At 71.4% G+C, this 10,955-nt stretch carries 11 protein-coding genes and 1 pseudogene; 8 read left to right on the top strand and 4 right to left on the bottom strand.

The window, feature by feature from the left end; translation table 11 throughout:
* The first annotated feature begins 384 nt into the window (after positions 1–384).
* Positions 385–1,062, top strand: coding sequence for a response regulator transcription factor (locus tag DIZ27_RS42310; protein ID WP_109383624.1), 678 nt, complete (start codon positions 385–387; stop codon positions 1,060–1,062).
* Positions 1,063–1,101: 39 nt separating this feature from the next.
* Entirely contained in the window at positions 1,102–2,373 is a 1,272-nt protein-coding gene (locus tag DIZ27_RS42305; protein WP_109383623.1) for an ATP-binding protein, read from the top strand.
* 53 nt (positions 2,374–2,426) lie between these two features.
* Here DIZ27_RS42305 and DIZ27_RS42300 read toward each other — a convergent pair whose 3' ends face one another.
* A complete protein-coding gene (locus DIZ27_RS42300) occupies positions 2,427–2,990 on the bottom strand; it encodes a GtrA family protein (RefSeq protein WP_109383622.1) in 564 nt (187 codons plus the stop codon).
* A 214-nt stretch (positions 2,991–3,204) separates the two neighbouring features.
* On the opposite strand from DIZ27_RS42300, the gene DIZ27_RS42295 reads away from it, so the two are divergent.
* The 3 genes from DIZ27_RS42295 to DIZ27_RS42285 are packed head-to-tail and all read left to right on the top strand — an operon-like array spanning position 3,205 to position 6,070.
* The gene (locus DIZ27_RS42295; RefSeq protein WP_109383621.1) at positions 3,205–4,344 is read left to right on the top strand and encodes a 5-(carboxyamino)imidazole ribonucleotide synthase; all 1,140 of its coding nucleotides are present in this window, start codon (positions 3,205–3,207) and stop codon (positions 4,342–4,344) included.
* Positions 4,341–4,871, top strand: a complete 531-nt coding sequence (gene purE, locus DIZ27_RS42290; RefSeq protein ID WP_258308857.1) for a 5-(carboxyamino)imidazole ribonucleotide mutase — start codon at positions 4,341–4,343, stop codon at positions 4,869–4,871. Before DIZ27_RS42295 ends, purE begins: the two co-directional genes overlap by 4 nt.
* A 5-nt stretch (positions 4,872–4,876) precedes the next feature.
* Positions 4,877–6,070 (top strand): dipeptidase, encoded by a 1,194-nt coding sequence (locus tag DIZ27_RS42285; protein ID WP_109383619.1) that lies wholly within the window; start codon positions 4,877–4,879, stop codon positions 6,068–6,070.
* A 103-nt stretch (positions 6,071–6,173) separates the two neighbouring features.
* On the opposite strand, the gene DIZ27_RS42280 is transcribed toward DIZ27_RS42285, so the two are convergent.
* Together DIZ27_RS42280 and DIZ27_RS42275 are read right to left on the bottom strand one after the other, a co-directional pair.
* A complete protein-coding gene (locus DIZ27_RS42280; protein WP_109383618.1) occupies positions 6,174–6,572 on the bottom strand; it encodes a VOC family protein in 399 nt (132 codons plus the stop codon).
* A gap of 26 nt (positions 6,573–6,598) precedes the next feature.
* The gene (locus tag DIZ27_RS42275; RefSeq protein WP_109383617.1) at positions 6,599–6,958 is read right to left on the bottom strand and encodes a VOC family protein; all 360 of its coding nucleotides are present in this window, start codon (positions 6,956–6,958) and stop codon (positions 6,599–6,601) included.
* Positions 6,959–7,085: 127 nt separating this feature from the next.
* Between DIZ27_RS42275 and DIZ27_RS42270 the strand changes: the two genes are divergently transcribed.
* Complete coding sequence (locus DIZ27_RS42270; protein ID WP_109383616.1) at positions 7,086–7,601, top strand: CGNR zinc finger domain-containing protein; 516 nt, start codon at positions 7,086–7,088, stop codon at positions 7,599–7,601.
* A gap of 125 nt (positions 7,602–7,726) precedes the next feature.
* On the opposite strand, the gene DIZ27_RS42265 is transcribed toward DIZ27_RS42270, so the two are convergent.
* A complete protein-coding gene (locus DIZ27_RS42265) occupies positions 7,727–9,070 on the bottom strand; it encodes a UDP-glucose/GDP-mannose dehydrogenase family protein (RefSeq protein WP_109383615.1) in 1,344 nt (447 codons plus the stop codon).
* Between the two features lie 207 nt (positions 9,071–9,277).
* On the opposite strand from DIZ27_RS42265, the gene DIZ27_RS42260 reads away from it, so the two are divergent.
* Both DIZ27_RS42260 and DIZ27_RS42255 read left to right on the top strand, forming a co-directional pair.
* On the top strand, positions 9,278–10,435 hold the full coding sequence (locus DIZ27_RS42260) for an acyl-CoA dehydrogenase family protein (RefSeq protein ID WP_109383614.1): 1,158 nt from the start codon (positions 9,278–9,280) through the stop codon (positions 10,433–10,435).
* Positions 10,436–10,509: 74 nt separating this feature from the next.
* Positions 10,510–10,955: pseudogene (locus DIZ27_RS42255) on the top strand (electron transfer flavoprotein subunit beta/FixA family protein); the annotation flags it as partial.

Raw genomic sequence — 10,955 nt, 5'->3', positions numbered from 1 at the left:
CGTAAGCAATGACCTATGGCCGGGCCGCTACGCGCGTCGATGTGCGTAGCGGCCCGGCCATAGGTCATTGCTTACGAGGCCGGCGGGAAGCCGACCGGCACGCAAAAGAGACCTTCAGCGGCAACTGCGCCAAAGGTCCCCGTGGTGCAACAGGCGTTGGTTCACCATACGGCAGGACAGTGCCGGATATGGAAGGACTTGAGACAGGGATCACAGGTCCCGAGGGAACCGTGATCACTCATTCGAAGGTTCTTTTCAGGATCGCACCCCACAGTTCCAGGCCCCTCTCGCGGGCCCCGAGGTGAGAAACAGGTGTGCGCGCGGTAAGAACCGGCCGTCGTGATCACACCCCGGACCGTGTCGCGGCGGGACTACCATCAGTGCATGACCCGTGTACTGCTCGCCGAGGACGACGCGTCCATCTCGGAGCCGCTGGCCCGTGCCCTGCGCCGGGAGGGCTACGAGGTGGAGGTGCGTGAGGACGGACCCAGCGCGCTCGACGCAGGCCTGCAGGGCGGCATCGACCTGGTGGTGCTGGACCTCGGGCTGCCCGGCATGGACGGTCTGGAGGTCGCCCGCCGGCTGCGTTCCGACGGCCACACGGTTCCCATCCTGATCCTGACCGCGCGCGCCGACGAGGTGGACACCGTCGTCGGTCTGGACGCCGGCGCCGACGACTACGTCACCAAGCCGTTCCGGCTCGCCGAACTGCTCGCCCGGGTACGGGCCCTGCTGCGGCGCGGTGCCACCGAGCCGCAGCAGCCGCCCGCGACCCACGGCGTGCGCATCGACGTCGAGTCGCACCGGGCGTGGATGGGCGAGGAGGAACTCCAGCTCACCGCCAAGGAGTTCGACCTGCTACGGGTCCTGGTCCGGGACGCGGGCCGGGTCGTCACCCGCGACCAGCTGATGCGCGAGGTCTGGGACACCACCTGGTGGTCGTCCACCAAGACCCTCGACATGCACATCTCCTGGCTGCGCAAGAAACTCGGTGACGACGCGGCCAACCCCCGCTACATCGCGACCGTCCGGGGCGTGGGTTTCCGCTTCGAGAAGAGCTGAACCCCGCCACCGTAGGGGGGTTCTTTCAGGTAAGAGGTCATGCGCCGCCGACTGATCCAGTCCACGCTCGCCGTGGTGCTCGTCGTGATCGCCGTCTTCGGCGTGTCCCTGGTGATCGTGGAGACCCGCACCATCAGCGACACCGCCAGGGACCGGGTCGAGTCCGAGGCCGTACGGCTGGCCAGCATCGTCGACAGCCGACTGCTCGTCGAGGAGAAGGTCACCGCCGAGGTCCTGAGCGACCAGATCACCGAGGACCGCTACGCCGTCATCCGCATTCCCGGCAGGGCGCCCATCGAGGTGGGCGCCAAGCCGGAGGGCGACGTCATCAGCGCCACGGCCCCGGGCGAGGAGGGCGAGACGGTCACCGTCCAGGAGCCGCGCTCCTCGGTGACCCGGGAGGTCGGCCGTACGCTGCTGATCATCGGGCTGGTGGCGCTGCTGGCGGTGATCGCCGCGGTGCTGCTGGCGGTCCGCCAGGCCAACCGGCTCGCCTCCCCGCTGACCGACCTCGCGGAGACCGCCGAGCGCCTCGGCTCGGGCGACCCGCGCCCCCGCCACCGGCGGTACGGCGTCCCCGAGCTGGACCGGGTCGCGGACGTGCTGGACTCCTCCGCCGAGCGCATCGCCCGCATGCTGACCGCGGAACGGCGACTGGCCGCCGACGCCTCCCACCAGCTGCGCACCCCCCTCACCGCCCTGTCCATGCGCCTCGAGGAGATCACCCTCACCGACGACCCGGACACGGTGAAGGAGGAGGCGACCATCGCGCTGACGCAGGTGGAACGCCTCACGGACGTGGTGGAACGGCTGCTGACCAACGCCCGCGACCCGCGCAACGGCTCCGCGGTCACCTTCGAACTCGACGAGGTGATCCAGCAGCAGCTCGCCGAGTGGCGTCCCGCCTACCGCAGTGTCGGTCGCGCCGTGGTCAGCTCCGGCAAGCGGAACCTGCGGGCGGTGGGCACACCGGGCGCGGTCGCCCAGGTGCTGGCCGCCCTGATCGAGAACTCGCTCATGCACGGCGGCGGCACGGTCGCCCTGCGCACTCGGGTCACCGGCAACCAGGTCGTCGTGGAGGTCACGGACGAGGGCCCCGGGGTGCCCGCCGAACTGGGGGCCCGCATCTTCGAACGGGCGATCAGCGGCCACAACTCCACCGGCATCGGCCTCGCGGTCGCCCGGGACCTCGCGGAGGCGGACGGCGGCCGACTGGAGATGCTCCAGGCCAAGCCCCCGGTCTTCGGCCTGTTCCTGTCCCGTACCCCGCCGCGGAAGTCCCGGGACGACGACCGCCGCACGGTCAGGTAGCGGGCGGAGCGGGCGGTCCGAGGAGGACAGAGGGCAGGCGGGGCCGTCGGCGCCTACGGCACGCGCTGCCGGGCAGGTGGCTTCGCCCCGCCCCTGGCGACGGGACCCGCGCCCACTTTCGCCGCCGCGCTCCCGGTGCCCGGCTCGCGGGCCGGCAGCGCGCGGAACACCCATGTGCGGTAGGACCAGAAGCGGAACAGGGTGGCGACACCGATGCCGAGGAACTTGAAGACGTTGCTCTGCAGCCGGCTGTCCCAGCCGAACCCGTACGTCGCCGTGTACAGCAGGCCGTTCTCGATCACCAGCCCGACCACGCTGAACAGCAGGAACAGCGACATCTCCTTGGTGCGTCCGGATCTGTCGCGGTCCCGGTAGGTGAAGTAGCGGAAGCCCAGGTAGTTGAAGATGATCGCGACGACGGTCGCGATGACGCTCGCTCGCACCACCTGGAGGTCGGTCACCTGCCGGACCAGGTTGAACACGAGGAGATTGACCAACAGCCCGGCTCCGCCGACCGCGCCGAACTTCACGGCCTCACGGACGAGCCGATCGAGGCGCTGCCGCACGGTGCCGCGCGGGGCCGGGGCCGCCGAAGGCCCCGAGGAACCGCGTCCCATGGTCGTGCCGGCCCCCGTCCGTGGTGTGGCGTCAGAGTGGCGTCAACCACACCATGCTAACCACCCCTTCTCGTGATCTTCCTGCGGACGGTCCTTTCGGCCGCGGACCGTCCGGGAACGACCGGTGAGAGGCCGGAGGGCACGGGCTGATCACCGAGGGGGCCGGAAACCGCCGTGGAATCGGCCACCGTGGCTCGACCGATACCCTGGGGGTGTGACGTTCCCGGTAGTCGGCATGGTCGGCGGGGGGCAGCTCGCTCGTATGACACACGAGGCGGGCATCCCGCTCGGCATCAGGTTCAAGCTTCTCAGTGACACTCCGCAGGATTCCGCGGCGCAGGTCGTCAGCGATGTCGTCGTCGGCGACTACCGCGACCTGGACACGCTGCGCGCCTTCGCGCGCGGCTGCGACGTGATCACCTTCGACCACGAGCACGTGCCCACCGAGCACCTCAGGGCCCTGGAGGCCGACGGCATCCCCGTCCGCCCCGGCCCCGACGCGCTGGTGCACGCCCAGGACAAGGGCGTGATGCGCGCGAAGCTCGACGCGATGGGGGTGCCCTGCCCGCGGCACCGCATCGTCACCGGTCCGGAGGACGTGGCCGCGTTCGCGGCGGAGGGCGACGGTTTCCCGGTGGTCCTCAAGACCGTCCGCGGCGGTTACGACGGCAAGGGCGTGTGGGTCGTCGACTCCGCCGCGGAGGCCGCCGAGCCCTTCAAGGCCGGCGTCCCGGTGCTGGCCGAGGAGAAGGTCGACTTCGTGCGCGAGCTGGCCGCCAACGTGGTCCGCTCCCCGCACGGCCAGGCCGTCGCCTACCCGGTCGTCGAGTCCCAGCAGGTCGACGGCGTCTGCGACACGGTGATCGCCCCCGCCCCCGACCTCGACGAGGCCCTCGCGCTGCGCGCCGAGGAGATGGCGCTGAACATAGCCAAGGAACTCGGCGTCGTCGGCCACCTCGCCGTGGAGCTGTTCCAGACCCGCGACGGACGCGTCCTCGTCAACGAACTCGCGATGCGTCCGCACAACTCCGGGCACTGGTCCATGGACGGCGCGATCACCTCCCAGTTCGCCAACCACGTCCGCGCCGTCCTCGACCTGCCGCTCGGCGACCCGCGCCCGCGCGCCAAGTGGACGGTCATGGCCAACGTCCTCGGCGGCGACTACCCCGACATGTACTCCGCGTACCTGCACTGCATGGCCCGCGACCCCCAACTGAAGATCCACATGTACGGCAAGGACGTGAAGCCCGGCCGCAAGGTCGGCCACGTCAACACCTACGGCGACGACCTGGACGACGTGCTGGAACGCGCCCGTCACGCAGCCGGCTACCTGAGAGGCACGATCACCGAATGAGCCCCAGCCCCGTAGTCGGCATCGTCATGGGATCGGACTCCGACTGGCCCGTCATGGAGGCCGCGGCCAAGGCCCTCGACGAGTTCGAGATCGACCACGAGGTCGACGTCGTCTCCGCGCACCGCATGCCCCGCGAGATGATCGCCTACGGCGAGCAGGCCGCGGACCGGGGCCTGAAGGTGATCATCGCGGGTGCGGGCGGCGCGGCCCATCTGCCCGGCATGCTCGCCTCGGTCACGCCGCTGCCCGTCATCGGCGTCCCGGTGCCGCTGAAGCACCTCGACGGCATGGACAGCCTGCTCTCCATCGTGCAGATGCCGGCCGGTGTCCCGGTCGCCACCGTCTCGGTGGCCGGCGCCCGCAACGCGGGCCTGCTGGCGGTCCGCATGCTCGCCGCCCACGATGAGGAACTCCTCGGCCGGATGCGGGAGTTCCAGCAGGACCTCAACGACCAGGCCACGGAGAAGGGCAAGCGCCTGCGGGCCAAGGTCGAAGGCTCCGGCAACGGCTTCGGCTTCGGGAAGTGAGTCCCGTGACCACTGCTGACGGTTCCTCACTCGACGCCGCCCGCGCCCTCCTCGCCGACTTCCCCGTCGTGGACGGGCACAACGACCTGCCCTGGGCGCTGCGCGAACAGGTCCGCTACGACCTCGACGCCCGGAACATCGCCGACGACCAGGCCGCGCACCTGCACACCGACATCCCCCGGCTGCGCGCGGGCGGCGTGGGCGCCCAGTTCTGGTCGGTGTACGTCCGCGCGGACCTGCCCGACGCGGTGCCGGCCACTCTGGAACAGATCGACTGCGTACGGCAGTTGCTGGCCCGCCACCCGGAGGACCTGGCGCCCGCGCTGACCGCCGCCGACATGGAGGCCGCCCGCGGACAGGGCCGTATCGCCTCGCTCATGGGGGCGGAGGGAGGCCACTCCATCGCCAACTCCCTCGGCACCCTGCGCGGGTTGTACGACCTCGGCGTGCGCTACCTGACCCTCACCCACAACTACAACGTGGACTGGGCGGACTCGGCGACGGACGAGCCCGGAGTGGGCGGCCTGTCGGCGTTCGGCCGCGAGGTGGTCCGCGAGATGAACCGGCTCGGCATGCTGGTCGACCTCTCGCACGTCGCCGCCACGACCATGCGGGACGCGCTGGACGCCACGTCCGCGCCGGTGATCTTCTCCCACTCCTCCGCCCGCGCGGTCTGCGACCACCCGCGCAACATCCCGGACGACGTACTGGAGCGGCTGCCCGCCAACGGCGGTGTCGCGATGGTGACGTTCGTACCGAAGTTCGTGCTCCAGGCGGCGGTCGACTGGACGGCCGAGGCCGACGAGAACATGCGCGCCCACGGTTTCCACCACCTGGAGACCACCGCGGAGGCGATGAAGGTGCACGCCGCCTTCGAGGAGCGCCGCCCGCGCCCGGTCGCCACGGTCGCCACGGTGGCCGACCACCTGGACCACATGCGTGAGGTGGCCGGCATCGACCACCTCGGCATCGGCGGCGACTACGACGGCACCGCCTTCACCCCGGACGGCCTGAACGACGTCTCCGGCTACCCGAACCTGATCGCCGAGCTGCACGACCGCGGCTGGTCCAGGTCCGACCTGGCCAAACTGACCTGGCAGAACGCGGTACGGGTACTGGGCGCCGCCGAGGACACGGCCCGGGAGCTCCGGGCGACCCGCGGGCCGTCCCACGCGACCATCGAGTCACTCGACGGCTGAGCACACCGGCGCACCGGCGCCCCTGAACGGGGGCGGAGGGCGGGCACATGCCCGCCCTCCGCCCCCGTTTCCCGTACCCGCTCGCTCGGTCGGTGCCGTTCGATCAGGGCTGCTCGATCCGGCACGGGCAGAACGGATGCCCCGCCGGATCGGCGTACACCCGGGAGTCCTTCGCGTCGTACTCCTCCGGGCTCTCCCGTTCCAGCACCCGCGCCCCCGGCGCCGGCACCTGCTGCTCGGCCGCGTCGACCTCCTCCCGGGTGCCGCCCGCGTCGAAGTCGAGGTGGAACCGCTGGGAGTCGTGGCCGGCCCGCGGCCAGTCCGGCGGGGCGTCCCCGGGTGCCCGCCGAAAGGCCGGCCGCGGCCCGGCGGGGATCCGGGGCGCCACCCGGTCCGGGTCCCGCTCCTCGGACGTGCCGCCCGCCGCGGCCGCGTGGAAGCGGCCCGGTTCGCGCGGCCCGGGGCAGTCGACGACGGATCGCAGGCGGGCCACCGCGGTCATGGATCCTCCCGGTTCAGCGGGCGCATTCAGCAGGCGCACAGGCAGAACGGATGCCCTGCCGGGTCCGCGTACACCCGGAAGGTCCGCGAGCGGTCCTCCGTTTCCAGCGGCTTCGCGCCGAGCGCCAGCACCCCCTTCTCCGCGGCGTCCAGGTCCTCGACGGTCAGGTCCAGGTGGAACTGCTGCGAGTGGTCGGGCGCCGGCCACCGGGGCGGTACGTGTCCGGGGGCCGCCTGGAACGCGAGTGTGGGCCCGCCGGGCACCTGGAGGTCCACCCAGTCGCCCTCGTCCACGATCGTGCCGCCCACCACCTCGGCGTAGAAACCGGCCAGCGCACGCGGATCGGGGCAGTCCAGGACGACGGAGCCCACCTTGGCAACGGACATGACTTCCTCCTCGAATCCCTCGGTTACCCATAGGGGCGGGTAACCGGTAACCGTTACTGCATGCTGCCGCACAAGAGGTAACGTCGCAAGGGGAAACGCACGGGGACGCGAGAGGTACCGTCCGGACATGAGTGAGAGATCGGCTGCGCCCGGTGGGCTGGTCCTGGTCGAGGACCTCGTCAACACGCTCGACCTGGAGACGGGCGCCGACGCGCTGGACACGGCGGACGGCCGCGTCCGCTTCGGGTTCACGGAGGACGACGCGGCAGGCGTCGAGGCGGCACGCGAGCTGCGCGAGGCGCTGCGCGCGACCCTGCTCGCCCACGCCGGCCATCCGCCGCACCGCGAGGTCGTCCCGCTCGGCGCGCTGCTCGCGCGCGCCCCGCTGGTGGTCACCGTCGACCCGGCGGACGGCTCCGCCGCCCTCGCCCCCGTCGACGAGGGGCCCCTGCTCTCACGGATCGCGGCGGCCGTGGCGGAAGCGGTCACGGCGGGCACCTGGAACAGGCTGAAGGCCTGCGAGGCCGCCGACTGCCACTGGGCGTACTACGACCGCAGTCCCGCCGGACGCGGCCGCTGGTGTTCCATGCAGGTGTGCGGGGCCCGCGCCAAGATGCGCCGCTACCGCGCGAAGGGGGCCTGAAGAGGGAGGGCGCACGGCGGCCGACGGGCCCCGGGAGCCCCACCCGGCCCACCCCGTGGTGCAGAATGCAGTCGGACGCCGGTTCGGCCGACTGAGCCTCGGCCGAACCGGCGTCCTTCGCTCCGTCAGGCGGTGGGGCGGCCCATCGCGCGGTAGCGCCAGCCGGCCCGGCGCCACGCCTCGGCGTCCAGGGCGTTGCGCCCGTCGAGGACCAGCCGCTGGGCCGCGACCTCGCCCAGCGCCGCCGGGTCCAGCTCGCGGAACTCCCGCCACTCCGTCAGGTGCAGCACGACGTCGGCACCGCGCACCGCCTCGAGCGCCGAGTCCGCGTATCCCAGGGTGGGGAAGAGGCGCCGGGCGTTGTCCATGCCCTTCGGGTCGTACACGGTGACCTGGCCGCCCTGGAGGTGTATCTGGCCGGCGACGTTCAGCGCCGGCGAGTCCCGTACGTCGTCCGAGTCCGGCTTGAAGGTGGCACCCAGCACCGCGACCCGCTTGCCCAGGAACGCCCCGCCGCCCAGCTCCTGCCGGGTCAGCTCCACCATCCGGCCGCGCTGGCGCATGTTGATCGAGTCGATCTCCCGCAGGAAGGTCAGCGCCTGGTCCGCGCCCAGCTCACCGGCGCGTGCCATGAACGCCCGGATGTCCTTCGGCAGGCACCCGCCGCCGAAACCGATCCCGGCCCGCAGGAACTTCGGGCCGATCCGGTCGTCGTACCCGATGGCCTCCGCCAGCCTGGCCACGTCGCCGCCCGTGGCCTCGCACAGCTCGGCCATGGCGTTGATGAACGAGATCTTGGTGGCCAGGAAGGAGTTCGCGGAGGTCTTCACCAGCTCCGCGGTCGGGAAGTCGGTCGCCACGAACGGGGTGCCCTCGCCGACCGGTGTGGCGTACACCTCCCGCAGCAGCTTCTCCGCCCGCTCGCTGCGCACGCCCGCCACGATCCGGTCCGGGTGCAGCGTGTCCTGGACCGCGAAGCCCTCGCGCAGGAACTCCGGGTTCCAGGCCAGCTCGGCGTCCGCGCCGGCCGGGGCGTGCTCGGCCAGGTAGGAGGCCAGCCGGTCGGCGGAGCCCACCGGCACGGTCGACTTGCCGACGACCAGCACGGGGCCGGTGAGGTGCGGGGCCAGCGAGGCGAAAGCGGAGTCGACGTACGACATGTCGCAGGCGTACTCGCCGTGCCGCTGCGGAGTGTTCACGCAGACGAAGTGGATGTCGCCGAACGCCCCGACCTCGGCCCAGTCCATGGTGAACCGCAGCCTGCCGGTGGACCCCTCGATCCCCGCCACATGCCGGCGCAGCAGCTCCTCGAGCCCCGGCTCGTACATCGGGACCTCGCCCCGCCGGAGCATGTCGATCTTCTCCGGCACGACATCGAGGCCCAGTACCTCGAACCCGAGCTCCGCCATGGCCGCGGCGTGTGTCGCACCGAGATAACCGGTGCCGATCACGGTGATCCTGAGGGCCATGCGTGCTCCAAGGGGTATACGGCAGGTAGTGCGGGCCCGAGCATAACCGGGGGCGGCGAGCGCGCCGTAGCGGGCGATCCGGCCCGTTGTCGGCAAACTCACGTACGTCCGTACGGGCAGGAGTTCTACTATGGAGGTTACTTAACGGTAGTTAGCATCATCAGAGCGTCGCCCTCGTCGCCCTCGTCGTCTTTGGAGTGAGAGACCTTGGCCGGATCGGCTGACTTCGACCTGTACCGCCCGTCCGAGGAGCACGACATGCTCCGCGACGCCGTCCGCTCGCTGGCCGAGGCGAAGATCGCGCCGTACGCCGCCGCGGTGGACGAGGAGGCCCGCTTCCCCCGGGAGGCGCTGGACGCGCTGACCGCCAACGACCTGCACGCCGTGCACGTGCCCGAGGCGTACGGCGGCGCGGGCGCCGACGCGCTGGCCACCGTCATCGTGATCGAGGAGGTGGCCCGGGTCTGCGCCTCCTCCTCGCTGATCCCCGCGGTGAACAAGCTCGGCTCCCTCCCGGTGCTCCTCGCCGGCTCCGAGGAGCTGAAGAAGCGGTACCTGGCCCCGCTCGCCCAGGGCCGGGCGATGTTCTCCTACTGCCTGTCCGAGCCGGACGCCGGCTCCGACGCGGCCGGCATGAAGACCCGGGCGGTCCGCGACGGCGACACCTACGTCCTGAGCGGCGTCAAGCGCTGGATCACCAACGCCGGCGAGTCCGAGTTCTACACGGTGATGGCCGTCACCGACCCCGCCCGGCGCTCCAAGGGCATCTCCGCCTTCGTGGTGGAGAAGTCCGACCCGGGCGTCTCCTTCGGCGCCCCGGAGCGGAAGCTCGGCATCAAGGGCTCGCCGACCCGCGAGGTCTACCTGGACCAGGTCCGCATCCCCGCCGACCGGATGATCGGCGCGGAGGGCACCGGCTTCGCCACCGCGATGCGGACCCTGGACCACACCCGCGTCACCATCGCCGCCCAGGCGCTGGGCATCGCCCAGGGCGCCCTGGACTACGCCAAGGGCTACGTCACCGAGCGCCGGCAGTTCGGCCGGCCGATCGCCGACTTCCAGGGCGTGCAGTTCATGCTGGCCGACATGGCCATGAAGATCGAGGCCGCCCGCCAGCTCACCTACGCGGCCGCGGCCGCCTCCGAGCGCGGCGATGCGGGCCTGACCTTCCAGGGCGCCGCCGCCAAGTGCTTCGCCTCCGACGTGGCCATGGAGGTCACCACGGACGCCGTCCAGCTCCTCGGCGGCTACGGCTACACCCGTGACTACCCGGTGGAGCGGATGATGCGCGACGCGAAGATCACGCAGATCTACGAGGGCACCAACCAGGTCCAGCGGATCGTCATGGCCCGCAACCTGCCGTAGACGCAAGGCGGCATGCCGGCCGCCTCTCGCGCCCGGCCCGCCGGGAATGACGCAGAAGTGAAAGGGGAACTGTTGTGAGTCTGAGGATCGTTGTCACCGTGAAGTATGTGCCCGACGCCACGGGCGACCGGCGCTTCGCCGAGGACCTGACCGTCGACCGCGACGACGTGGACGGTCTGCTCTCCGAGCTGGACGAGTACGCCGTCGAGCAGGCGCTGCAGATTGCGGAGAACTCCGACGACGACGTGGAGATCACCGTGCTGACGGTGGGCCCGGAGGACGCCAGGGACGCGCTGCGCAAGGCGCTGTCCATGGGCGCCGACCAGGCGATCCACGTCGAGGACGACGACCTGCACGGCACCGACGCCATCGGCACCTCCCTGGTGCTGGCCAAGGCGATCGAGAAGGCCGGCTACGACCTGGTCATCTCCGGCATGGCCTCCACCGACGGCGTCATGGGCGTGGTCCCGGCGCTGCTCGCCGAGCGCCTGGGCGTGCCGCAGGTCACCCTGCTCTCCGA

Source organism: Streptomyces sp. NWU339, assembly GCF_003143855.1.
Taxonomy (GTDB): domain Bacteria; phylum Actinomycetota; class Actinomycetes; order Streptomycetales; family Streptomycetaceae; genus Streptomyces.
The sequence above is the reverse complement of the archived record's forward strand: the minus strand, read 5'-3'. Positions and strand labels throughout refer to the sequence as shown.

Excerpts from the sequence above, each read along its gene's own strand:
- DIZ27_RS42300 (WP_109383622.1), bottom strand. The coding sequence starts at position 2,990 with ATGGGACGCGGTTCCTCGGGGCCTTCGGCGGCCCCGGCCCCGCGCGGC.
- DIZ27_RS42275 (WP_109383617.1), bottom strand. The coding sequence starts at position 6,958 with ATGTCCGTTGCCAAGGTGGGCTCCGTCGTCCTGGACTGCCCCGATCCG.
- DIZ27_RS42270 (WP_109383616.1), top strand. The coding sequence starts at position 7,086 with ATGAGTGAGAGATCGGCTGCGCCCGGTGGGCTGGTCCTGGTCGAGGAC.
- DIZ27_RS42265 (WP_109383615.1), bottom strand. The coding sequence starts at position 9,070 with ATGGCCCTCAGGATCACCGTGATCGGCACCGGTTATCTCGGTGCGACA.
- purE (WP_258308857.1), top strand. The coding sequence starts at position 4,341 with ATGAGCCCCAGCCCCGTAGTCGGCATCGTCATGGGATCGGACTCCGAC.
- DIZ27_RS42280 (WP_109383618.1), bottom strand. The coding sequence starts at position 6,572 with ATGACCGCGGTGGCCCGCCTGCGATCCGTCGTCGACTGCCCCGGGCCG.
- DIZ27_RS42305 (WP_109383623.1), top strand. The coding sequence starts at position 1,102 with ATGCGCCGCCGACTGATCCAGTCCACGCTCGCCGTGGTGCTCGTCGTG.
- DIZ27_RS42310 (WP_109383624.1), top strand. The coding sequence starts at position 385 with ATGACCCGTGTACTGCTCGCCGAGGACGACGCGTCCATCTCGGAGCCG.